Origin of the sequence: Paenibacillus cymbidii, from assembly GCF_004764705.1 — a bacterium.
Classification (GTDB): domain Bacteria; phylum Bacillota; class Bacilli; order Paenibacillales; family NBRC-103111; genus Paenibacillus_AN; species Paenibacillus_AN cymbidii.
On record NZ_SHLX01000058.1, the window covers coordinates 1 to 24,557 of the forward strand.

The following is a 24,557-nucleotide window of genomic DNA, read 5'->3' on the forward strand; positions in this document are numbered from 1 at the left end:
CGGCGCGGGAGCGGGCGCAGCCGGTGCGGGAGCGGGCGCAGCCGGCGCAGGAGCGGGCGCAGCCGGCGCGGGAGCCGGCGGGTCGGGCGCCGGCCTGGGCAGCGGGCCGCGCAGCCTGGTGTCGACGCCGCGAACGTTTGCCGGATCCGGCAACGTGCAGAACGATAAAGGCCCCGTCAACGGTTCAGGCGGCGAAACCGAAAAAACCGGCCCCGGCACCGCAACGGACGGCGTATCCCGGCCTTACGAGGAAGTGTACGCCGATTACGAAGCCGAAGCCAAACAATCGCTCGACCGGCAAACGCTGCCGCAAGCGATGCAAAACCTCGTCCGCGACTATTTCACCGGCATCGCACCCGAATAAAGTGGACAATGGCGTAGATTCAGCCCCAGAAAAAACATTTTGCAGAAATAGGCCATCATTTCTTGGCTATTCGCCCAAAAAGGGGCCGCGACTGGAAAATAGCCAGTGTTTTCACTGGCTATTTGAATGGAAATGCCTGATTGTGGCCGGATTAGACGAAATAGCCAGTGTTTTCACTGGTTATTTCCGATGCGACCGGTATAAATCGGAGAATAAGCCATTTTTCATTGCCTATTTGCTTCACAAGATAAAAAAACTCCGGAGGCAAGCCGATGATTGAATCCAAGGAGCAAATCAAGCGTTGGGCCGGCATCGTCGCGGGTGTGCGCGAACAAATCGGCCAGATGATCGTCGGCCAGCAAGAAGCGGTCGAGCAAATGCTGTGGTGCCTGCTCGCGGGCGGCCATGCGCTGCTTGAAGGCATTCCCGGCCTAGGCAAAACAATGCTCGTACGTACGGCCGCGGACACGCTCGACCTTGCCTTTTCTCGCATCCAGTTTACTCCCGACCTGATGCCGTCCGACATCACGGGCACGAATGTGATGCAGTTCGGCACGCGCGGCGAAACTACCTACCAGTTTCAGCCCGGCCCGATTTTTGGCAATTTGATTCTTGCCGATGAAATCAACCGCGCCACGCCAAAAACGCAAAGCGCCCTGCTGGAAGCGATGCAGGAGGCGACGGTGACGGTCGGCCAAACGACGCATCGGCTTCCGCAGCCTTTTTTCGTGCTGGCTACGCAAAACCCGATCGAAAATGAAGGCACCTACCCGCTGCCGGAAGCGCAGCTCGACCGGTTCCTGCTGAAAATTCGAGCCTTGTATCCGACAAAAGACGAATTGAAGGAAATTGTCCGCCGCACGACAGCGCCCCGGACGATCCGCGCGCAGACGACGGCCGGTGCCCGGGAGATCGCCGAAATCCGCGAGGCGGCCAAGGAAGTGCTGTTGGCCGAAGACGTGCTCGACTACGCCGTCCGTCTGCTGATGGCGACGCATCCCGAAGAACCGGGCGCACCCGAGCCGGTATCGCGTTATGTTCGTTACGGCGCCGGACCGCGCGGCATTCAGGCGATCGTCGCCGTGAGCAAGGTGCGCGCGCTGATGCAAGGCAGGCTGCACGTTTCGCTGAGCGACATTCGCGAAACGGCGGCACCGGCGCTGCGCCATCGATTGTTGCTCACCTACGACGCGCTGGCCGAAGGCATCTTGCCCGATGCGATCGTGGCCGACATTATCGCCGGGCTGGATAGCAACCGATGAGCAGTCCGCTGTTTCAGCACGAGCCGGAGCTGCTGCACAAGCTGGATCGTATGGCGCTCGCCGCCAAAAACCGCATCAGCGGCACGATGCTCGGCAAACGCCGATCGAGCAGGCTCGGCGCCTCGCTGGAGTTCGCCGATTATCGGCCCTACGCGCCGGGCGACGATGTGCGCCGGTTCGATTGGAACGTCTACGGCCGCACCGGCAAACCGTTCGTCAAACAGTTCATGGACGAACAGGAGCTGCAGGTGCACCTGTATGTCGACATCTCGCGCTCCATGACGTTCGGAGCTGCCGGCCGCACACAAGAGAACTCAGCGCCTGCTCCGTCCGCGTCCAAGCTTCGTTATGCCTGCCAACTGGCCGCCTGTGTCGGTTATATGGCATTATGCGGCTACGATCGCGTCGATGCTCGCGTATTCGGCCGTTCAATTGTGTCGGAGCTGCAGCCGCTGCGGGGCAAAGGCTCCGCGGGTCGGTTGTTCCGCTATTTCGAAACAGCGGCGAATGAAGCGGCCGCCGAACCGGCAGGCGATTTGGCGGAAGCGGTACGACGCCCGTCCGCCGTACCGCGATTGCCGGGCTTGACGTGGCTCATTTCCGATCTGCTGTTTGCCGGCGGCGTGGAGGAGACGCTTGCTTATTTGCAAACGGCGCGACAAGAGCTTGTCGTGGTGCAGGTGCTGTCGCCTGAAGAACTCGAACCGCAGCTGGCCGGCGACGTACGGTTGATCGACAGCGAGTTCGGCACCGCCAAAGAGGTGGCGATCAGCGACGCGGTGCTTGGCGCTTACCGGCAAGCCGTGGCGCATTACCAGGCGGAATTGCAGCGCTTCTGCCGCGAACGCGGCATCGGCTACGCCTGTGCCGATTGCAGCCGCCCGCTGACGGATACCGTGCAATCGCTGCTCCGCGCGCGGGGATATGTGCAATAACCGCCCGTACGCCGGCTGCGGACGAAGGTCGAGGTGAATGTCATGTCTGTGTCGTCGTTGTCCGGCCTCTGGTTTGGACTGGCGCTTCCCGCCATCGTACTGCTGTATCTATTGAAACGCCACTATATCGACACGGTGGTGCCGAGCCATCTGCTCTGGAACCGCGTGCTCCGGGAATCGGAAGCGAACCGTCCGTGGCAAAAGCTGCGCAGCAGCCTGCTGCTGCTGTTGCAGCTGCTTGTCGCCGCACTGATCGTGTTTGCGCTGCTGCGGCCGTACGCTTCGTCCGGCGCCAATCCGGACCGGCCGTTGATCGTCGTGCTCGATCGGTCCGCCAGCATGGAAGCCGCTTACGACAACGGCGGAAGCGGCGGGCGCGCCGGAAGCCAGACCAGCTTGCTGGACGAAGCCGTCCGCCGGATCGGACAATACGTCCGTGAGCAGCCGACCGGCAGACCGGTGACGATCGTAACGGCCGGCACGGAGCCGGACGTGATTGTCGCCCGCGAAACGAACCGCTCGGCCATCGACAACGCATTGAAGCAAACCGCCATCGATTATGGCCGAATCGCCTACAAAGAGACGCTTTCGCTCGCATCCGCCTTGTCGCGGGACAGCGCGCAGGCGGAAGTGCGGCTCTATACGGACGGCCGCTGGACGGAAGCGGCGACCGGGATCGCGTTTCCATCCGGCATCGAAACGATTGTGCTGCGCCCCGCTTACGAAGGCAACGTCGGCATCGCCCAATTTGGTGCCAACGCCAGAGCCGGCGCCTCCGCCACGGATGCGGTAGCCGTGCTGTACAATTCGGGTTTGGCCGTCGCAGAAATCGACGTTACACTTGCCGCAGCCGACGGGCAAACGTTTGATTCGCGCCGGGAAACGATTCAGCCGGGAGAGCGGAAGACGGTGCAATTCCACGATTTGCCGCATGTGGACACGTACCGGTTGACAATTGCGACAGGTGGCGACGCTTTCGCTTTCGATAACGTCACTTACGCCAAAGCCGCGCGCGACGAACAGGCCGCCGTACGCGCGCTGCTGGTCGGGCCGGGCAATCTGTTCCTCGAACAGGCGCTGCGTTTGGCGGGCGCGGATGTCGTCAAAGCGTCCGGAGGCGGCAAAACGCCGCTTGGCGCCGTGCCGCAAACGAATGTCGACCTGGTTGTCGTCGACAGCGTCGATAGCGCTCCGTTGTCGGCAGCTCCCTGGAAGGAACTGCTCGCGCGCAAGCCGGTCTGGTACGTCAACGCGGGAACGGAAACGGGAGCAGGGGCCGGAGAAGAAACGCCAACGACGGCAATGCCCGGTGCCGCATACGAAATTGCGGATCACCCGGTAATGCAATACTTGAAGCTGGCCGATACTCACATTTCCCGGCTGCTCCAGGTCGATCCGTCGCGGCTCGGCTGGTCGGAGCGGGAAACGATCGTTTCCGCCGGCGGTTTGCCGCTCATCGTCGCAGGCGCCGCGGATGGCCAGCGCCGGCTGCTTTTTGCTTTCGACTTGCATCAATCCGATTTGCCGCTGCGCAGCGAGTTCCCGATCCTCGTTCATCATGCGGCCCATTGGTTGCTGGAAGGGCGGCAGCAAGATCTTGGCCGGATTGTGGCCGGAAGCCGGCTCGACATGGCGCCGTCTGCCGACGCGGCGGACGCAAGTTGGCTGCCGCTCGGCGCACCGGGCAATCGCGCCGCGGCCGCTGTGTCCGCGATCGTACGCGGCGGCGCGCCGGCATTGTCCCAGCAAGCGCCACTAGTGCCGGGGCTGTACGCTTACGAGCAGCGCGATGCCGCCGGCCGCGCCGTCTCGCGCGCCGTCGCCGAAATCGTCGCCGATCCGCGGGAAGCGGCGCAAGCCGCGGCAAACGATCCGCTGGCGACAGCTGGCCGGCATGGCGGCGGCAACGAAGCAACCCGGTCCGACGCGCAGCATGATGCCGCCGCGGACAGCAGGCTGCATTCGCTGATTCCCTGGATCGCATTATTCGCGCTGTTGCTGTTGTATGCGGAATGGGGGGTGTACCGGCGTGGGTCTGCGCTTCGCTGAACCGCTGTATTTATTGCTGTTGCTGCCTGCGGCCGCAGCAGCCATACTGCTGAACCGTTCGACCAAACGGCTCGGCGGCACCCGCAAGACGATTTTCGCCGTCATCCGCTCGGCCATCGTCTTGCTGCTCGTCATGGCGATCGCCGGCTTGCAGGGAATGACCGTACATCACCGGCTGTCTGTCGTTTATGTAGTCGACGGCTCGGACAGCATGCCGGACGATGCCGTTGTCGCACATTGGGTGAGGGCGTCGGCGGCAGCCAAAGCGGAAGATGACCGTGCCGCAGTTGTCCGCGCCGGGCTCGATGCGGCGGTGGAGCGCAGTCCCGGCACCGCCGGCCTGGAACAATTGACGTTCGCCGCGACGCTGAACGAACGTTACACGAACCTGGCACAGGCGATGCAGCTTGCGTCGAGCCTGCAAGCCCGCGATGCGGCGACGCGGATCGTGCTCGTCTCGGACGGCAACGAAAATGTCGGCGATATGATGCGCGAAGCGCGATTGCTGCAGCATGCCGGCATTCCGGTCGATGTGCTTCCCATACCGGCGCCGCCGCGCAAAGACGTCGCCGTCGAGCGGCTCAGTCTGCCGGCCAAGCTGTATCAGGGCGAACAGTTTGCGCTGGAAGTGCAAGTGCAGGCTACGTTCGCCGGTTCCGGCGAGCTGCGCCTGTATGAAGACAACCGCGAGCTGGACCGCCGCCGGATCGACGTGACACGCGGCGTCAACCGGTTTGCGCTGCAAAGCTTGGCCCGCGATCCGGGTTTGCATCGCTACAGGGCGGAACTTTATTTCGACGGCGACGCGCAATCGGCGAACGATACCGGCTACGCCGTCAGTCGCGTTGACGGTCCTCCCAAAGTGCTGCTTGTGGAAAGCGCCCCCGGCGCCTCCGCGAACATCGCGGCGGCATTGCAATCGAGCCTGATCGAGGCAGACCGCATCGTGCCGGAAATGCTGCCCCGCGAGTGGGCCGATTACGCCGCTTACGACAGCGTCATTCTCGACAATGTGCCGGCGTACCGGATGTCGCAGCAGCAGATGGAGCTGCTGGAGCGCGCCGTGCGCGATCTCGGCGTCGGTTTGCTGATGGCCGGCGGCCAGGACGGCTACGGGCTCGGCGGTTATTTCGGCACGCCGATCGAACGGGCGCTGCCGGTCAAGATGGAACTGGAAGGAAAGCGGGAAATTCCGTCGCTTGCCCTTATTCTCGTTATTGACCGTTCCGGCAGCATGGGCGGGGACAAAATCGAACTGGCCAAAGAAGCGGCGATGCGCACCGTGGAGCTGCTTCGGGAGAAAGATACGGTGGGCGTCGTCGCTTTCGACGATTCGCCGTGGTGGGTCGTCGAGCCGCAGAAGCTGACGGACAAACAGGCGGTATTGAACCGCATCGGTTCGATCCAGCCGGCTGGCGGCACGGAAATCTATACGGCCGTGGCGGACGCCTACGACAAACTGCTGCCGGTGCAGGCGCAGCGCAAACATATTGTGCTTCTGACCGACGGCCAATCGGCAACGAACCAGAGTTACGCGCAACTGACGGCCCACATGCAGGAAGCAAGCATGACGATGTCAACGGTCGCCGTCGGCGACGACGCCGACAAACGATTGCTCGAATCGCTGGCGACGCTAGCCAAGGGACGCTACTATTATACGAACGACCAGTCGACGCTGCCGTCGATCTTGAGCCGGGAAACGGTGATGATGTCGCGCACGTACATCGTCGATTCGCCGTTTGTGCCCGCTGCCGGCCAGCTTGGCGACTGGAGCGGCTTGTTTGCCCAGGGCGTTCCGTCCATTGACGCTTATGTCGCCACGACGGCCAAACCGACGGCGGAGGTCGGGCTGCTGTCGCCGGAGCCCGATCCGCTGCTGGCCCGCTGGCAATACGGAGCAGGACGGTCCGTCGCCTGGACGAGCGATTTTTCCGGCAAATGGTCGTCGGCGTGGATCAACTGGCCGCGATTTCCGGAAGCGTTCAGCCGGTTCGTTAAGTGGACGTTCCCGCAATTCGATCCGGCCGCGTATCAAATCGGCGTCACCACAACCGGCAATGACGCGACGCTGGCGATCACCGGCGGCTCCGCCGCGCAAATGTCGGAGCTCGCCGTCACGGTTGTCGACGAGAAGCTGCGGTCGAATGAACTTCAGGCGCTGCCGACGGCGCCGGGGGAATACGAGGCGAGCATGGCAATCGACAATCCCGGCGTGTATTTGGTGCAAATCAGCGGCAAGGGAGACGGCGCGGAACCGAAGACGCAGACGGCGGCAACCGGTTTTGTTGTGCCGTATTCCCCGGAGTATCGTTTATCCGGCGACGACGGGACGGCGAAGCTGAAGCAGCTGGCGGCCGAAACGGGAGGACGCGTGCTCTCGCTGGAAGCGCCGGAAGAAGTATACCGGCTGGATCGGCCGACACAGCGGCAGCCGCACGACTGGACGCGCGGGTTATTGATTGCCGCGCTGCTGCTTTGGCTGGCCGATATTGCGGTGCGCCGGCTGTCGATCGACTGGCGCAAGCTGGCGCTGCCGCTAAGCCGCGCGCTTAGTCGCGCGACGCATCGCAATGCGGCTGCGCCGCAAGCAAATACGCTGCAGCTCGAACGGATGGAGCGGCTGCGCAAGCGCGCCGGCCGTGCGGCCGATCCCGCCCGCGAGCGGGATCGGGGCGGCGAACAGCCGCCGCCGCCAGCCGCCGAACCGGCGCACAAGCCGCCATACGCGCCGTCTCTGTCGAACGATGTCGCCGCCGCCGCGCCTCCTGCGAAACCGCCGTCGCCACCGCAAGCTCCGGCAGCGGCGGCGAAACCCGAACCGCCTTCAACGGACGGCGAGGCCACAATCAACCGCCTGCTAGCCGCCAAGAAGAGGCAGCGCCGCTAACGAATGAGGCAACGTTGCAAAAAAATTTGCTACATTTTCCCCTCATCTTTTCATCATTTGCACAATATCGGGGGGAGGAGTCGGCGCAAGAGGTGTCGAATAGTGTCTGTCACGACCGTATGACCGTTCAGGGGGAAAGAATGAAACGTTATCAGGAAGCTTTAATACTCGCAATCAACAAACAAGCCGCCGAATGGTTCGGAGACGTGAGCGTGGTGGACGCGGCGGATTTGGCACGGTTCCTGCATTCGGTCAAAGGCACGGCGGCAACGGTAGGGCTTGAGGAAGTGGCGGCAACATCAAGCGAACTGCTCGATCATGCGGAAGGCAGCGCGAAACGGCAATGGAATGCGGACGAACTGCGCCCATTTCTTTATTCGTTGCTGAAGCTTTGTCACAGTTTCGATACGGAACCGGCGCCGCCCGAAGAACTGCCGACGTCGTCCGGCGTCGGCAAAGGACCGCTCATCCTCATTTTGGATGACGATCCGATTTTCCTCATGTTTTTGAAGGAGTCGCTCGAGAAGCAGGATTGGGTCGTGATGACGGCCGTCGATCCGAGCAAGGCGATCGCCTATTTCCACGATTATCGGCCCGATTGTTTCGTGACCGACATCAACATGCCGCAGAAGAACGGCCTGGAAGTGTTGTCGCTGCTGCGCGAGAAGGCAAGGCAGCTGCTTATTCCGACGATCGTCATCAGCGGCTACGCCGACAAGGCGCACCGGATCGAAAGCTACCGAACCGGAGCGGACGATTATTTGGTCAAGCCGTTCGACATCGACGAGCTGATCGTGCGCATCGAAAGCCAGCTGGAACGCAAACGGTCGCTGGAGCATTTGCTGCTGGTCGACAAGCTGACCGGCGCATTTTCGCGCAATTATTTGGATACCGCATACGAACGGCTGAATGGACATCTGCAGCAAACGAAAGAATCGTTTGCCGTAGCCGTGCTCGATCTCGATCATTTCAAGCGCGTCAACGACCGCTACGGGCATTTGGCCGGCGACGATGTGCTGAAGGGCTTCGCTTCCTTTATCAAAGCCAATGTGCGCATGAACGACATGCTGATTCGATACGGCGGCGAAGAATTTGTGCTGCTGCTGCCTCAAACGGGCAAAGCGGAAACGAAGCGGCTGCTTGAGCAACTGCTGTCGCACTTTGGCGGGCGCACGTTCGAAGCGGGCGGGCAATCGTTTCAAGTGACGTTTTCGGCGGGCGTCGTCGAAGCGGACATTCCCGGACTGCCGTTCGACCACTGGTTCAAACTGGCGGATCATGCGCTGTATGCGGCCAAGGAAGCCGGGCGCAACCGCGTCGAACTGGCCGACGGCCAATCGGACAAGCCGATGACGAAGAAGCTGAACGTCGCCGTCATCGACGACGACAGGGCCGTTCGCGACTTGCTGAATGATTCGCTGCGGGCGTTTCTGCAGGACCGGTTTCAATTGAAAATCCGCACTTATGACGGCGGTGTCAGTTATTTTGCCGACGACGGCTGGGCGTCCCGCGAGCCGCAGCTCATTTTGCTCGACGGCCTGATGGACGATATGGACGGGCTGGAAGTGCTGCAGCGGCTGCGCGCCATGCCGCAATCGGACCGCTTTTACATTATTATGCTGACCGTGCGCAAGAGCGAGTGGGACATCGTCCGGGCGCTCGAATTCGGCGCCGACGACTACTTGACGAAGCCGTTTCATATGAACGAACTGGCGGCAAGAATCAACCGCCTTCTCCGGAGGATGAAATAAACGGCGAACGAATGGAGGTACAATGGTGGCAACTATACTGCTCGCAGAAGACGAAGCCGTGCTGCGCATGCTCGTGACGGATACGCTGGAGGACGACGGGCATCGCGTCGACGTGGCGTGCGACGGAGAAGAAGCGCTGGCGCTCGTACGCGCGGGCGACTACGATTTGATTATTCTCGATTACATGATGCCGAAGCTGACGGGACTCGAGGTGATCGTGCAAGTGCGGCAAATGCCGGACAAGCGGACAGCCAAAATTTTGATGCTCTCCGCCAAGAGCCAGCAGTCAGAACAAGCGAAAATCCGCGAAGCCGGCGCCGACGACTTTATTCCGAAGCCGTTCAGCCCGCTGGAGCTGGCGAAACGGGTGAAGGAGCTTTGCCATGAGTAGCGGCGGCCGGCGCATCAGTCTGCCAAGACGATTCGTTGCCATGATGCTGCTGTTCATCGTGGCGATTATTGTCGCCGCCGCGGTTCTGATTGCGTTCAACCAGTACCGACAGCAGCAATACATAACCGATACGAACGATATTAAGGCGAAGCAGGTGCAGATCAAACAAATCGATGCGAACCTGAACCAGATTTTTTTCCGGGCGCGCGGGTATTTCGCTTTCAAAAGCAAGGACGAGTACGACCAAATTTTCGCCGCCAAAGCCGGGTTGGAGAAGGCACTGCAATCGTTCCGCCAGATGAAGCTGAGCGACGACGAACGCAAGCTGGCCGATACGGTGGAACAGTTCAAAAACGATTATTTTGCCACGACGCTGCCGAATTACGTCAAAACGCTGGAAGCGAGCGGCACGCTCAGTACGTCGACGAACGTAACGGGCACGTTTACGCAATCGTTGAACGATATGCTGAAATATACGGCAACATTCTCCTCTCAGAACGATCTGAAGCTGCAGCAGCAGTTGGACGAACTGAGGAGGCAACTGGCGAACAACGACTATTGGTTCGTTGCGTACATTATGATGGTAATGCTGCTCGTTACTGCCGTCATTGCCGTAGCAGCCCGCAACATCGGAAGGCCGCTTGAGCAGTTGACAGCGCAAGCGGAACGGATCGCGCAGGGAGAAACCGTCAAAGTGACGGTCATCGACAGCAACAACGAGATCGGTTCGCTCACCCGCGCTTTCGATACGATGCTGAAGAAGCTGCATGTGAAGGAAGAAGAGCTGACGGTGCAGAACGAAGAGCTGCTCGCGCAGCAGGACGAGCTGCAAAGCCAGCAGGACGAATTGCAGCAAACGATGCGCAAGATGGAGCTGAACGAGCTGCTGCTGCAGCGCCGCAACGCGCTCATTCAGGCGATGACGAACACGCTCGACAAGCAGAAGCTGCTGAACAGCATTATTTCCCATCTGGTGGAAATCGGCGGCGCCGACAAAGGCATGATCGTTCTGCTCGGCGACAACAAACAATATGCTTCTTACGGGGTGTCGGGCAAAGGTGCGGCGCAGTTGCTCGAACAGTTGGAGCACGACGTGCTGCATCGGCTGGAGGAAAGCAAACGCACGTTTACGATCGCCCGGCCCGCTTACTTGTACGAAAGAGGCTATCATGCGCACGATCGCGAGCAGGCGTACGATTTGTTCCAACCGGTGCTGTCCACGGGCGGCGACGTGATCGCGGTGCTCGCGATGACGCGTATCGGCAATCCGTTAACCGAGCAGGAAAGGAATGACGCGGAAAGCACCGCCCAACAAATCGCGCTTGCGCTCGAGAAGCTCGGGATGTACGAAGAAACGGAACGGCAGCGCCAGCTGACCCAGGATATTATGAATACGATCAATACGGGCGTGCAGATGGTGGGCAGCGACAGGCTGATGCATCATGTCAATGAAACGTTGTGCGACCTGATCGGCTGCGACTCGGTCGGCACGCTGCTCGGCGCCGAAATCGGCACGTTTTTCCGCATGCTGGAAAGCAATGTGCAGCATCACGACCGGCTGGTCAAATTCATGATCGACAGCATGGACGACCGCTCGCTGCGGCAGCAATACGTCTATGAAATCGCCGGCCGCGACCGGCGCATCGTCCAGTTGTTCGCCGAGCCGCTTACGCGCGACGGCGATCGGATCGGCACCGTATTCGTGCATCGCGACATTACGAGAGAATACGAAGTCGACCAAATGAAGTCGGAATTTGTCAGCACGGTCAGCCATGAGCTGCGGACACCGTTGTCGAGCGTGCTCGGGTTCGCCGAACTGCTGCTGAACCGCGAGCTGAAGCCGGAGCGGCAGCGCAAATATGTGGCGACGATCCACCAGGAAGCGACGCGTCTGACGAAGCTGATCAACGATTTCCTCGACGTGCAACGAATGGAAGCGGGCAAACAAACGTACGACTGGCAGCAGCTGGAGCTCGCGCCGCTTATCACGGAAACGATCGAGCTGCACCGCGAGCATGCTGCTTCGCTGGGCTGCGCGATCGGTTTCGCCGCAGAAGGCGGCGAAACCGGACATGTTTACGGCGATGCGGATAAAATCAGGCAAGTGCTGACCAACCTGTTCAGCAATGCGATTAAATATTCGCCCAAAGGCGGAGATATCGAGATTTCGCTGAAGCGGGCGGGAGATTATTGGATCGTCGGCGTAACGGACCATGGGCTCGGTATTCCGGCCGAAGCGATTCCGCGGTTGTTCACCAAATTTTACCGCATCGACAATTCCGATCGCAGGGAAATCGGCGGCACCGGCCTCGGGCTTTCGATCGTCAAAGAAATCATGAAGGCGCACAGCGGCGACGTTACGGTATCGTCGACGTTCGGCAGCGGCAGCCGGTTCGAGCTTCACTTTCCGGTCGTACTTGCCGATTCCCGTTCGGAAGCGGCGGCCGGCGCGGCTCCGCAAGAGGCGCAGGGGCACGGGCGCAAGACGGTCGTCCTGATCGAAGACGACAGCAGCTTGACCGAATTGCTGTCGCAGGAACTGCGCGACAACGGCTTCCGCGTGCTCCCTTTCTCCAAAGGGCAAGAGGCGTTGCAGGCGATCAAATCGGTCATTCCGGATGCCGTCGTCGTCGACATCATGCTTCATCACAGCATGGACGGCTGGACGATCATGAAAGAACTGAAAAAAGACCCGCGGCTGGCAAATATTCCGATCTTCGTCTCGACGGCGCTCGAGGAGAAGGAGACGGGGCTGACGCTGGGAGCGAAAGTTTATCTCATCAAACCGTATCCGCCTAGCGAGCTGTCGCGCGTCATTCACGAATCGTTGGATCGCGAGAGCAAGCCGAAAGAATAACAAAAGCGGACAGCTTGGCGCGCTACGGCATGCCAAGCTGTTCGTATAATAAGGAAGCGGTCAGCACCAGAGCGGCGACGCAACCGGTCAGCAGCAGCACGAATCGCCATTTGAACGACGAAAGCAGCATGATGGTGCTTTTGAGATCCAGCATCGGCCCGAACACGAGGAACGTAAGCAGCGAGCCGACCGGGAACGTCGGCAGGAACGAGACGGCGACAAAGGCGTCGGCCGTGGAGCAGAGCGACAGCACATAAGCGAATCCCATCATGAACAAGTGCGAGCTCCATTCGCCGCTGCCGATCGCCGCCAGGCTGCTTTGCGGCACGATGGCCTGTACGGCGGCCGTTATTGCCGCGCCGGCAATCAAATATTTGCCCATCTCGAACATTTCGCCGGAAGCGTGATCGAGCGCCGCCGTCAGTTTCCCGTGCGGGTCGCTGTGCGAATGGCCCTGCAGGTCCGCGGCGCGATTCCGCAGCGGGTTGCCCCGGTACAGCCGGGAAATCAGCAGCCCGACGGCGCAGGCGACTGCATAAGCGAGCGCCAACCGCGAATAGGCGATTTCCGGCCGGGTGCGGAACGCCAAATACGTGGCGGCGAACACGATCGGATTGACGATCGGTCCGGCAAGAATGAAGACGACGCCAACGTACGGCGGCACCCCTTTGCGAATCAGCCGGCGCACGATCGGAATCATGCCGCATTCGCAGAAAGGCAGCACCAGACCGACCGCTGCCGCAGCGGCAACGGCGGCGACGGGATGCTTCGGCACAATGCGCTGCAGCGTTTGTTCCGGGACGTATACTTGCAGCAGCGACGAAACGACAACGCCCAGCAGCAGGAAAGGCAGCGCTTCGAGGGTGATGCCGATCAGCAGCGTTTTGAACGCCGCCGGAACGTCGCTGTCGACGAACGGCAGCGAAAACAGCGGCGTCACTTGCGACATTTCGTTTCGAAACATAAGCAGCACGGCCGCAAAGCCGGCCATTGCAAAACAAACAAAAGCAACCCGATATCGGGCTCCGTAAATCGGCATGTCCGATCCTCCTGCGGCAGCAAGCCGGTCCAACGTCATGCTTCACTTTATGCTTGCCGCCAGGCATTTATATCCGGCATTTGCCGGCGGCACGGCGGCTCGCTTGACTTGGGCGGACGAACTAAGGCACTATGAGAAGAGATTCGATTATCGTCCGGGAGAAGTGGGGATGAATCGTATGAAGCGGCATCCGGTACGGCGGCTCGTGTGGTGTTTTGTGGCGTATGCGGCGGTGATGGCCGCTTATTTGTGGTTGTTTCGCGCGCCGGCCATTCCGGTCGCATACAAGGGGACGGTTGCGGACCCGGCGACGTTCATGACGGCCGATCAGCTGCGCATGAGCAATACGTATGCCGCGGAGCGGAACTGGTTGTTCTTTGTCAGCTACGGGTGGGAATGGGGCGTTTATGCGGCGCTGTTGTTCAGCGGCGCGGCCCGGCGCTGGGAGTCGCGGCTAGCGGCCATCGTTCGCCAGCCGCTGCTGCGGTTTCCGCTGTACGGCGTGATCGTGCTGTTCGTCGCCTTCGTCACGTATTTGCCGTTCCGTTTTGTCGGCTACCGGCTGGCGCTTCATTACGGCGTTTCCGCGCAATCGTTCGCTTCCTGGCTGCAGGACAAATTCGTCGGCTTCGCCGTCGACAGCGTCGTTACGCTGGCCGTCGCCGGCACAGCGATCTGGTTCATCGGCCGCGGCGGGCGCTGGTGGCTGAAGCTGTGGCTGCTGTCGGTGCCGTTCATCGCCTTCATGATGTACATCCAGCCGGTCGTCATCGATCCGCTGTACAACAAGTTCACGCCGATTGCCGACAGAGCGCTGGAGCAGCGCATTCTCGCCATGGCGTCCGAGGCGGGCATTCCGGCCGAACGCGTGTACGAAGCGGACATGTCGAACAAAACGAATTCGCTCAACGCGTATGTAAACGGCATCGGCAGCAGCCTGCGCATCGTGCTGTGGGATACGACGCTGCAGCGGCTGACGCAGCCGGAAATTCTGCTGATAGTAGCGCACGAAATCGGGCATTTCGTGTTGCATCATTTGGAATGGAGCGCGCTTGGGGCGATAGGCTCCTCGTTGTTCCTGCTGTGGGCGGGGAGTTTCCTGCTGCGTTTTTCGGTCCGCCGCTGGGGCGTGTTATGGGGACTGCAAGAGCCGAAGGGAGCGGCGCTGCTGCCGCTGCTGCTGCTGATCGTGTCGCTGCTCGGCTTCGTTTCGCTGCCGGTCAGCAACGCCGTTTCGCGGCAAGCCGAACATGCGGCCGACGTTTATTCGATGCAGCTGCTCGGCGATAACGAAGCCGCGATTACGATGCAGCAGAAGCTGGCGATCAGCTCGCTCGACGAAGCGCGGCCGCCGCTGCTCGTCTACTGGTTCCGTTACACGCATCCGCCGATGATGGAAAGGATCGATTATGTCGCCAACTACAAGCCGACAGCAGACTGAGCTGTCGCTCTATCTGCTGAGCGGCGTCTACACGGCGCCTACCTTCATGGAACCGTTGCGGCGGGAGCTGCATACGTTATGCGTTGCCCGGCTCGGCGAAGGCGCTGCGGTCCGTTCTTGCCTGCTGCATCCGTATGGCGACTGGAGCCGCAGCTTGTTGCGGCAGCTGAACGAAGTGCGCGCCGATCTGTTCCGGATCGTGCGGCCGACGCGCCGTTCGAGTTCGGTCGGCGGCCGCGCGGCTGTCGATGCGATTCGCGCCGCGCAGCCGACCGGCAGGCTGCTGCTCGTCGGCCACAGCGGAGGCGGCGTAGCCGCGGTTCATGCGGCGGAGCTGCTCATGCGCGAGGACGGCGTCGCCGCGGAGCGGCTTTCCGTCGTGCAGATCGGCTCGCCGAAGTGCCGCGTGCCGCAGGAGCTTCGCGAGCGCACGCTGTTTATTTCCGCCGTCCGGACGGGCGGCCGCGGGCCGGCGTGGGCCGATCCGGTTACCCGGCTCGGCGGCTGGGGCGGTTGGACGGTTTCGGCGCTTGGGCTGCCGCGGCGCAGCAGCCGCAAACACGCGCCGGCCCATGTGGCGAAGGTGCCGATCGTCGGCTGGCACCCCGACTATTTTCGCGATGCGGCGCCTTACGTGGACGACACGGGCGAACACAATTTGGCCAAAATCGCACACACGATCATGAGTTGGATCGATTTGCCCGCAAGTTTCGACTAGGAGGACAACCAGCATCATGAAGCTTCGTTTTGCCTTGACCATCGCTTTTTTCCTTGGTTTGTTTTTGCTCATCAACGGCTTTATCGGCTGGAACGCCTCCGTTCTGTGGCGCGTTGCGACCGGACAACCGGCAGGCTGGCTATTTTGGCTCGTGTTCTGGATCGTTGCCTTTTCCTATGTGCTGGCAAGGCTCGGCGGCAGGTGGCTGCCCGGCCCGTTCGCGCGGCTGCTCAAAGTGATCGGCTCCTATTGGTTCGCCGTCGTCATTTACGGTTTGCTGCTTCTGCCAGTGGCCGATCTCGCCGCATGGCTGCTGGCGCTCGGCGGCGTCGCTCGCAGCGATTACGTGCCGGCGCTTGGCGCCGTCTTCGGCGCCGCGCTCGTCCTGATCCTGCTGATCGGCTCGCGGAACGCCTGGTCGCCGGTCGTTCGCCGCTACGAGCTGGCGGTCGACAAACCGGCCGACGGGCGCCGCGAGTGGACGATTGCGGTCGCCTCGGACCTGCACCTCGGCAATACGGTCGGCAATCGCCATATCGGCCGGCTTGTCGAGCGAATCAATGCGATGCAGCCGGACCTCATCCTGCTGCCCGGCGACGTGATCGACGACAGCATCGAGCCGTTCGTCCGCAACAACATGGCGGAGCGGCTCGGCCGGCTGAAAGCGCGGCTTGGCGTATACGCCGTGCTCGGCAACCACGAATATTTTGGCGGCCATATCGACGAATATGTGAAGCGAATGCAGGCGATCGGCATCACAGTGCTGCGCGACGAACATGCGATTGTCGGCGGTGCGGTCACCGTGGCCGGGCGCAAGGACCGCGTCGCGGAGCAGGGGGGACCGGGCGGCGGGGGCGGCAGGCTGTCGCACGAAGCGCTGCTGGCGGGCGTGGACCGCACGAAGCCGCTCATCCTGATGGATCACCAGCCGACCGGGCTCGATCTTGCGCTGGCCGCAGGCGTCGATATCGTGCTGTCCGGCCATACCCACCGCGGACAAATGGCACCGGGCCACCTCATTACGCGCCGGCTGTTCGAAATCGATTGGGGTTACCTGCGCAAAGGGTCGTTGCACGCTGTCGTTTCATCCGGCTTCGGCTCCTGGGGACCGCCAATCCGGCTCGGCAGCCGCAGCGAAATCATCCGGCTGAACGTAACGTTCGCAGGGAAATAAGCGGTGCCATCGATGAGCCAAAAGTCGCGTTTCCGCCTGGAAATGCGACTTTTGGCGTTTTTGGCGGTATATAGAGACAAGCAACACGAAGGACAGTCGGGAGGCGGGAAACGTTATGGCAGCTTTACCGTGGAAAAAAAGTTCGGCAGGAACGCGTGTGTACCTCTCGGTGGCGGCGGTCGCGGTTATGGCGGTTTCGATCGTCTGGCTATCGCCGTCAGGGCATGCATCCGCTTATGGAGCGGCAGATTATGCCGATGTGAACGTCACTTATAACGGCAAATCGTTTTCGGTGCAAAAGGTGACCGTCGATTTGAAAGACCCGTATTTGCGTGTGGAGCCGGTAGAGGCGCAGGAAGGCATCGGCCATGTCGAAAGTCTGGGTTCGATCGCCGAACGGTCGGGAGCGGTTGCGGCAGTCAACGGCACATTCTTCGACGCGTACGAAGCGGACGACAGCTCCCGGTATCCGAACGGGCTGATGCTGAGCGGCGGCACCGTCATCCATTCCGGCGGCAATCAGGCGATCGCCGTCGGCAGCGACAAACTGCCGCAAATTATCGCGATGAAAACGGCGGACAGCGTCACCGTGCAGCGCGGCAGCGCCAAGCCGTATACGTTTACGGCATGGGGAGTCAACAAATATTACGGCGCCGAATCGACCGATCAGGTCGTCGTTTATACGAAGGAGTTCGGCCCGAACGTCGCGTTCGGAGGCGGCACCAAAGCGGTCGTCGACGAATCGGACCGGATCGTGCAGCTGACGACCGGATCCGCGGCGATTCCCGAGGACGGGTACGTCGTGTTCGTCGGGCACAGCGCCAACAATCGCCAGTACGTACTGCCGGAGCTCCACGTCGGCGACACTGTCAAGCTGGGCCAGCAAGTGACGGCGGGCAGCGTTACGTCCGGCGGCTACGAATGGGAAGCGGCGCTCGGGGCAGGGCCGAAGCTGCTGACGAACGGAGCCGTCGATATCGATTACACCCGCGACGGTTTCACCGATCCGAAAATTACGTCGGCTGCGGGCGTGCGCAGCTTCGTTGGCGTCGACGGCAGCAAACGGCTCGTGTTCGGCAACGTATCGTCCGCGACGATCGGCGAACTGGCGGGCGTCCTGCTGCAGCTCGGGCTTACCGACGCGATGAACCTGGATGGCGGCGCCAGCTCGGGGCTTTATGCGAACGGCACGATGGTGCGTTATCCCGGGCGGCTGCTCAGCAATGCGCTTGTTGTCAAGCGCTACGACAAGCCGCAGGTGCAGATCGCAGTGAACGGCAACTTCGTGAACGAATTCCGCGGTTTTATCCAGGGCGAAACGACGATGGCACCGTTTCGCGGCATTTTCGAACGGATCAAGGCGACCTTTCAATGGGACGGCAACCAGCGAGTGCTGACTGCGCAAAAGGGCGGCACGACGATCGTGCTGCGGCCAAACGATCCGTACGCCACCGTCAACGGGGCCAAGGTAAAGCTGGACGAAGCGCCGACGATCGTGGACGATCACATTTATATCCCGCTTCGTTTCGTGACGCAGACGCTCGGCGCCAAAGTCGACTGGAATCAGAACCTGTATCGCGCCACGGTGACGATACCGTAGTAACCATAACAGTTGTGAAGAAGCTGGCCGGATCGTTTGCGATCCGGCTTTTTCGCTAATCGCCCTCAAAGATCCCCCGGATAAGCCGACAGCCACGTCTCTCGGAAGCTCGACGACGTGAATCGGATCCATTCCCGCGCTGCAAAGCTGACATAGCTGGACTTCCTCCAGACGATGCCGAGGTTCCACGGCACCCGCGGCTCTACCTTGCGAATAACGGCGATGCGCTCCGGATCGAGCTTGCTGCATACCGTTTCCGGAAGCAGCGACACGCCGTGTCCGGCGGCAACCATTTCGCTGATAAAATCCCATTGTGCGCTTTCATAAGCGATGTGCGGCTCGAAGCCTTCGCGGATGCAGGCGTCGCGCACGCGGTCGTACAGCGCGAACCCTTTGCGAAACAGTATGAACGGCTCCCGCTCCAGTTCGCGCAGCGCCGCTTGCTGCCGGCCGGCAAGCGGATGGTCGCTGCCGACGATCAGCTGCAGCGCGCGTTCGACAAGCGGAACGTGATCGAACACCCCCGGATCGACGGGGAGCACAACAACGCCGACATCGAGCGCTCCTTCGGCAATCGCCTGCTCGATGTGTTTCGAGCCGTCCTCCGACAGGCGGATCGTAATGCCGGGGAATTGCCGGTGGAACCGGGCGATCAAGTCCGGGAAGAAGCTGGACCCGATGACCGGCGGCAAGCCCAGCGAAAACGAGCCGCGTTTGCTTTGCACGACGTCAGACAGCGTCGCCTGCAGCTGCTCGACCGACTTGACGATGGAGCTGGCGTGCACCATCAGCGCCTCGCCGGCATCGGTGAGGCGAATGTGCCGCGTCGACCGGTCGAACAGCACAACGCCGAGCTCGTCTTCGGTTTGTTTCACCATTTTGCTCAGCGTTGGCTGCGAGACGTGAAGCGTTTGGCTCGCTTTGGAGAAGCTGCCTTGCTCCGCGATCGCCGTAAAATAGCGCAACTGGCGAATATCCATTGCCGCACCTCATATATTCCGATAATGAATAGTAATCATTCTATTCATGTATTTTACCTATATAAGAATCGGATGTAAACTTAAAAGCATACGAGGCGTTACAGGAGGCGAAGCCCATGTGGACGAACAAAGTCGCCGTCGTCACCGGCTCTGCCGGCGGCATCGGCTACGCGATCGGCGCGGCGCTGGCGGAGCAGGGAGCGACGGTAGTATTGTCCGACCGGGATGAAGCGAAAGTGCAGCAAGCGGCGGAGACGTTGCGTACGTTGGGACGCCATGTCGTGGGCAGGCACGCCGACGTTGCCGTCGAGGCGGATCTTGAGCATTTAATTGAAAGCGTTCGCGAGCAATATGGCCGGATCGACATCTGGGTCAATAACGCCGGCATGCAGCACGTGTCGCCAATCGAAACGTTTCCGACGGAAATGTTCGAGAAGATGGTGCGCGTCATGCTGACGGCGCCGTTTATTGCCATCAAGCATCTGTTTCCGCTAATGAAGGCGCAAGGCGGCGGGCGGATCCTCAACATCGCTTCGATCAACGGCGTCATCGGTTTTGCCGGCAAAGCCGCCTACAATAGCGCCAAACACGGCGTCATCGGGCTGACCAAGGTGGCCGCGCTGGAAGGAGCGCCATACGGAATTACGGTCAATGCGCTTTGCCCCGGCTATGTCGATACACCGCTCGTGCGCGGGCAATTGCAGGATTTGGCGGCATCGCGCGGCGTGCCGCTTGAGAATGTGCTGGAGGAAGTCATTTATCCGCTCGTGCCGCAGCGGCGTCTGCTTGACGTCGGCGAAGTGGCCGACTATGCCGTTTTTCTCGCCAGCGACAAGGCGAAAGGCGTTACCGGCCAAGCGGTGCTCATCGACGGCGGGTATACGGCTCAATAGAGGATGGGAGGGATAACGATGGAACGCATCGCTGTGCTGGGCGCAGGTACGATGGGGCACGGGATTGCCCAATTGTTCGCTGCGGGCGGACACTTCGTGGCGTTGTACGATCCGAATGCCGGCCAGTTGGATAAGGCGGAACGAAGCATTCGTGCACAGCTGGCGCTGTTGCGGGAAGGAGCGTCCGCCGCGGAATTGACGACGCTCGAACAAGCCGCCGGGCGAATCGTTTATACAAGCGACTTGGCCGAAGCGGCTGCTGGCGCGGATTGGGTGTTCGAAGCGGCGCCGGAGCAGGCGGCGGTCAAGCAGGAGCTGTACCGGCAGCTGGCGCCGCTGCTCGCGGATCAAACCGCGGTCGCTTCCAATACGTCGACGTTTTCGCTGGCAGCGCTTGCGGCGGATGTGCCTTTTGCCGATCGGATCGTGATCGCGCATTTTTTCAATCCGGCGCCGCTGGTGCCGCTCGTTGAAGTGGTTTCGCTGCCGCGCACGAAGGAAGGGGTCGCGGACCGTCTTATGCGGCTGTTGTCCGCTTGCGGCAAAACGCCCATCCTGCTGCGCAAGGATGTCCCCGGCTTCATCGCCAACCGGCTGCAAGCCGCCGTTATGCGCGAAGCGTGCCACTTGCTCGCATCCGGCGTCGCCGACGCGGCGCAGATCGACGCTGCCATGCGGGACGGCATCGGCCTGCGCTGGGCGCTCAGCGGACCGTTCGAAGTGGCCGATTACGGCGGCCTTGATATTTGGTCGAAAGTGACCGCCCATTTGCTGCCCGAGCTTGATACGGGAATCGCTGCCCCGGAGCCGATCCTGGAACAAGTGCGGCAAGGCAGACTCGGCGCCAAAACCGGCGGCGGTTTCTACGAGTACGACGGATCGGTGCAGGAGCGCGAGCAAGCGCGCAATGCCCGGCTGCTGCGGTTGCTCCGCAGCCGGGACGAAGGGCAAGAAAGGAGCGGAACACCGTCATGAGACAAGAGGAAGCGGTCATCGTCAGCGCCGTTCGTACGCCGATCGGCAATTTCCTCGGCGCGCTGCGCGATTGCTCCGCGATGCAGTTGGGGGCGGCGGCGATTGGCGAAGCGATCGCCCGCGCCGGAATCGCGGCGGCGGAGACGGAAGAAACGATCATGGGCAATGTGCTGCAAGCGGGACTCGGGCAAAACCCGGCCCGGCAAGCGGCGAAGCTGGCCGGTTTGCCGGACGAAGTGCCGGCGATGACGATCAATAAAGTGTGCGGCTCCGGCCTGAAGGCGGTGCAGCTTGCCGCACAGTCGATCCGCTGTGGAGACAGCGCCGTCGCAATCGCCGGCGGCATGGAAAGCATGAGCCGCGCGCCTTACGCGCTGCCCGGCGCGCGCGACGGCTACCGCATGGGCGACCAGACCGCGGTCGACACGATGATCCGCGACGGTCTCTGGTGTGCCTTCGGCAATACGCACATGGGCATCACCGCGGAGAACGTCTGCTCCCGTTACGGTTTGACGCGCGAGCAGCTTGACCGCTTCTCGCTGGAGAGCCAGCGGAAGGCCGCGGCTGCAATAGCGGATGGGCGTTTCCGCGAGGAAATCGTACCCGTGCGTATTCCGCAGCGCAAAGGCGAGCCGCTTGTCGTCGAGGCGGACGAATACCCGCGTCCGGACACGACGCTCGAAGCGCTCGCTCGGCTGCGCCCGGCGTTTCGGCCGGACGGCGCCGTTACGGCCGGCAACGCGTCCGGCATCAACGATGGCGCGGCAGCCCTCGTCGTTATGAGCGCGAGCAAGGCGCAGACGCTTGGGCTAAGGCCGCTCGCCGTCATTCGCGCCTGCGCCGGCGCAGGCGTCGATCCGGCGGTCATGGGCATCGGACCGGTGCCGGCGGTGCGCAAAGCGCTTGCCGCCGCGGGACTCGGCATCGCCGACATCGGGCTGATCGAAGCGAACGAAGCGTTTGCGTCGCAATCGCTTGCCGTTGCAACCGAGCTCGGCTTCGACCCGGCGAAAGTAAACGTCAACGGCGGCGCCATCGCGCTCGGCCATCCGATCGGCGCAAGCGGCGCCCGCATCCTGGTGACGCTGCTGCATGAAATGAAGCGACGCACGGAGCGCTACGGATTGGCTACGCTGTGCATCGGCGGCGGGCAAGGCATCGCCGTTGTGGTGGAAGCAGCCGTTTAGCCGTATTTACGGCCGATCGGACTTTCGCATTTTGCCAGAAAGAAAGGAGCAAGCTGCAATGAAAACGGTATACGATTCGTGCCGGGAAGCGATCGAGCCGATTCGCGACGGTGCAACGCTGATGGTCGGCGGCTTCGGGCTCGTCGGCATTCCCGAGCAATTGATCGTCGCGCTCGCGGAGAAAGGCGTTCGTGGTCTTACGATCATTTCCAACAACTGCGGCGTCGACGATTGGGGACTCGGCTTGCTGCTGCGCAACAAGCAGATAGAGAAAATTGTCGCCTCCTACGTCGGCGAAAACAAGGAATTCGAGCGCCAGGTACTGGCCGGCGAAATTGTCGCCGAACTTGTGCCGCAAGGCACGCTGGCGGAACGCATCCGCGCCGGCGGCGCCGGCATTCCCGCTTTTTACGCGCCGGCGGGCGTTGGCACGCCGCTTGCGGAAGGCCGCGAGGTGCGGCGCTTCGGCGGCAAGGACTACTTGCTGGAGACGGCGCTGCGCGCCGATTTCAGTTTGATTCGCGCCGCCGTCGGCGACCGGATGGGCAACTTGCGCTACAACAAGACGGCGCAAAACTTCAACCGGGCGATGGCAGCCGCCGGCAGCGTCACGATCGCCGAGGTGGAGCGGCTCGTCGATGCCGGTTCGATCGCGCCGGACACGGTGCATACGCCGGGCGTTTACGTGCAAGGCCTTGTCGTCGCGGAGCAGGAGAAGCGCATCGAGAAGCGGACGGTAAGAAGCGGACAGTAAGAAGCGTCATTGACGTACAAGACCCGCCGATACTGGCGGACGGAAGGAGTGGGGAACTGCGATGGAGCAACAATCCGCTGTTCAGCGGCCCGTGAGCGTTCGCGAACGAATCGCGTGCCGGGCCGCGCAGGAAATCGGCGACGGCAGCTATGTCAATCTCGGCATCGGCATCCCGACGCTGGTCGCCAATTTTATCCCGCCGCATCTGCGCGTTGTGCTGCAATCGGAGAACGGCCTGCTCGGCATCGGCCCGTATCCCGCCGAAAACGAAGTCGATCCCGATCTGATCAACGCCGGCAAAGAAACGGTTACCGCCATTACCGGCGCCGCGTTTTTTGACAGCAGCGAGTCGTTTGCGATGATTCGCGGCGGCCACATCGACCTGGCAATTCTCGGCGGCATGGAAGTATCAGCTCAGGGCGATTTGGCCAACTGGCTCATTCCCGGCAAGATGATCAAAGGGATGGGAGGCGCGATGGACCTCGTCCATGGCGCCAAGCGGGTAATCGTCATTATGGACCACGTCAGCAAAGACGGACGACCGAAAATTGTCGGCGGCTGCTCGCTCCCGCTTACCGGACAACGAGTGGTCAGCACGATCATTACCGAACGCGCGGTAATCGACGTCACGCCGCAGGGGCTCAAGCTGAAGGAAGTGGCGGCCGGCTATACGGTCGACGACGTCCGTTCGGCAACGGAGCCGGAATTGCTCGTGGACGACAGCGTGCGATTCGACGCCTATTGAAGCAATGAGGCTCGGAACTCCTTTTGTTGTGTGCGCAGTCTGCGGACTGCACACGACAAGAGGAGTTTTTTCTTTCTCCGTGCGACTTTGAAATAGGCGATTTTTCGATAAAAATCTGGTATGAAGGTACTGCGCGACAGGAAAGCGCTGTTTGTTTTCGGATGCTCGGAATCTACGAGGTCAAGGGAACCATCCGTTGATCGAGTGTTGGTTCAAGAAGTCACTTTCCTGCGAACCGTTATTGCGGCCACGGCAGAGTGCCGGGCCGGGTAACGAAAAATAACCAATGAAAAATGGCTTATTGGCCCCATTTTGGGTGTCTCGTCGGAAATAACCAGTGAAAACATGGCTTATTCGCTCCGCCAGACCCTGAAATCAGGCATTTTAGTCGAAATAGCTAGTGGTTTCTTTGGTTATTTCGGAGGGACTGAATTTAGACTAGAAAGTAGACACACTGTAACAGCGACCTGATACAATACAAACAAACGAAAGGTCGAGGTGTGTCATGGGAAATATCCGCCAACATTTTGATGAGGAGTTCAAACGCCAAACGAT

Annotated in this window: 18 protein-coding genes and 1 pseudogene; 17 read left to right on the forward strand and 2 right to left on the reverse strand. The window is 61.2% G+C overall.

From position 1 onward, the window contains the following. The 8 genes and pseudogenes from EXY20_RS39400 to EXY20_RS38135 all read left to right on the forward strand — a co-directional run. A pseudogene (locus EXY20_RS39400) lies at positions 1-364 on the forward strand (phage tail tape measure protein); the annotation flags it as partial. Positions 365-636: 272 nt separating this feature from the next. After that, positions 637-1,626 (forward strand): AAA family ATPase, encoded by a 990-nt coding sequence (locus tag EXY20_RS38105; protein WP_135557684.1) that lies wholly within the window; start codon positions 637-639, stop codon positions 1,624-1,626. Next, positions 1,623-2,561, forward strand: coding sequence for a DUF58 domain-containing protein (locus EXY20_RS38110; RefSeq protein WP_135557685.1), 939 nt, complete (start codon positions 1,623-1,625; stop codon positions 2,559-2,561). Before EXY20_RS38105 ends, EXY20_RS38110 begins: the two co-directional genes overlap by 4 nt. A gap of 42 nt (positions 2,562-2,603) precedes the next feature. Beyond that, a complete protein-coding gene (locus EXY20_RS38115) occupies positions 2,604-4,610 on the forward strand; it encodes a vWA domain-containing protein (RefSeq protein ID WP_135557686.1) in 2,007 nt (668 codons plus the stop codon). Then, positions 4,591-7,497 (forward strand): VWA domain-containing protein, encoded by a 2,907-nt coding sequence (locus tag EXY20_RS38120; RefSeq protein WP_135557687.1) that lies wholly within the window; start codon positions 4,591-4,593, stop codon positions 7,495-7,497. The genes EXY20_RS38115 and EXY20_RS38120 overlap by 20 nt, the downstream gene beginning before the upstream one ends. A 140-nt stretch (positions 7,498-7,637) precedes the next feature. Beyond that, positions 7,638-9,248 carry a response regulator gene (locus tag EXY20_RS38125; protein ID WP_167859807.1) on the forward strand — a complete coding sequence of 537 codons (1,611 nt, stop codon included), beginning with the start codon at positions 7,638-7,640 and terminating at the stop codon, positions 9,246-9,248. Between the two features lie 25 nt (positions 9,249-9,273). Next, positions 9,274-9,639: a response regulator transcription factor gene (locus EXY20_RS38130; RefSeq protein ID WP_135557689.1), complete on the forward strand. Its 366-nt coding sequence runs from the start codon at positions 9,274-9,276 to the stop codon at positions 9,637-9,639. Continuing rightward, on the forward strand, positions 9,632-12,496 hold the full coding sequence (locus tag EXY20_RS38135) for an ATP-binding protein (RefSeq protein ID WP_135557690.1): 2,865 nt from the start codon (positions 9,632-9,634) through the stop codon (positions 12,494-12,496). Before EXY20_RS38130 ends, EXY20_RS38135 begins: the two co-directional genes overlap by 8 nt. A gap of 22 nt (positions 12,497-12,518) precedes the next feature. Here the strand turns inward: EXY20_RS38135 and EXY20_RS38140 are convergent, their stop codons facing one another. After that, complete coding sequence (locus EXY20_RS38140) at positions 12,519-13,535, reverse strand: permease (protein WP_235886400.1); 1,017 nt, start codon at positions 13,533-13,535, stop codon at positions 12,519-12,521. Between the two features lie 169 nt (positions 13,536-13,704). Between EXY20_RS38140 and EXY20_RS38145 the strand changes: the two genes are divergently transcribed. From EXY20_RS38145 to EXY20_RS38160, 4 genes are all read left to right on the forward strand, one after another. Continuing rightward, positions 13,705-14,976, forward strand: a complete 1,272-nt coding sequence (locus EXY20_RS38145) for a M48 family metallopeptidase (protein ID WP_235886401.1) — start codon at positions 13,705-13,707, stop codon at positions 14,974-14,976. Next, positions 14,945-15,694 carry a lipase family protein gene (locus EXY20_RS38150; RefSeq protein ID WP_135557691.1) on the forward strand — a complete coding sequence of 250 codons (750 nt, stop codon included), beginning with the start codon at positions 14,945-14,947 and terminating at the stop codon, positions 15,692-15,694. The genes EXY20_RS38145 and EXY20_RS38150 overlap by 32 nt, the downstream gene beginning before the upstream one ends. Positions 15,695-15,710: 16 nt before the next feature. Beyond that, entirely contained in the window at positions 15,711-16,868 is a 1,158-nt protein-coding gene (locus EXY20_RS38155) for a metallophosphoesterase (protein WP_135557692.1), read from the forward strand. A 115-nt stretch (positions 16,869-16,983) separates the two neighbouring features. Beyond that, positions 16,984-18,468, forward strand: a complete 1,485-nt coding sequence (locus EXY20_RS38160; protein ID WP_135557693.1) for a stalk domain-containing protein — start codon at positions 16,984-16,986, stop codon at positions 18,466-18,468. Positions 18,469-18,533: 65 nt separating this feature from the next. On the opposite strand, the gene EXY20_RS38165 is transcribed toward EXY20_RS38160, so the two are convergent. Further along, complete coding sequence (locus EXY20_RS38165; protein WP_135557694.1) at positions 18,534-19,448, reverse strand: LysR family transcriptional regulator; 915 nt, start codon at positions 19,446-19,448, stop codon at positions 18,534-18,536. Between the two features lie 116 nt (positions 19,449-19,564). Here EXY20_RS38165 and EXY20_RS38170 point away from each other — a divergent pair, with 116 nt between their 5' ends. From EXY20_RS38170 to EXY20_RS38190, 5 genes are all read left to right on the forward strand, one after another. Continuing rightward, complete coding sequence (locus EXY20_RS38170; protein ID WP_135557695.1) at positions 19,565-20,341, forward strand: 3-hydroxybutyrate dehydrogenase; 777 nt, start codon at positions 19,565-19,567, stop codon at positions 20,339-20,341. 18 nt (positions 20,342-20,359) lie between these two features. Further along, entirely contained in the window at positions 20,360-21,316 is a 957-nt protein-coding gene (locus EXY20_RS38175) for a 3-hydroxyacyl-CoA dehydrogenase family protein (protein ID WP_135557696.1), read from the forward strand. Continuing rightward, on the forward strand, positions 21,313-22,503 hold the full coding sequence (locus EXY20_RS38180) for an acetyl-CoA C-acetyltransferase (RefSeq protein ID WP_135557697.1): 1,191 nt from the start codon (positions 21,313-21,315) through the stop codon (positions 22,501-22,503). The genes EXY20_RS38175 and EXY20_RS38180 overlap by 4 nt, the downstream gene beginning before the upstream one ends. Positions 22,504-22,561: 58 nt before the next feature. Then, the gene (locus EXY20_RS38185; RefSeq protein ID WP_135557698.1) at positions 22,562-23,257 is read left to right on the forward strand and encodes a CoA transferase subunit A; all 696 of its coding nucleotides are present in this window, start codon (positions 22,562-22,564) and stop codon (positions 23,255-23,257) included. Between the two features lie 61 nt (positions 23,258-23,318). Next, positions 23,319-24,002 carry a 3-oxoacid CoA-transferase subunit B gene (locus EXY20_RS38190; protein ID WP_135557699.1) on the forward strand — a complete coding sequence of 228 codons (684 nt, stop codon included), beginning with the start codon at positions 23,319-23,321 and terminating at the stop codon, positions 24,000-24,002. The last annotated feature ends 555 nt before the right edge of the window (positions 24,003-24,557 follow it).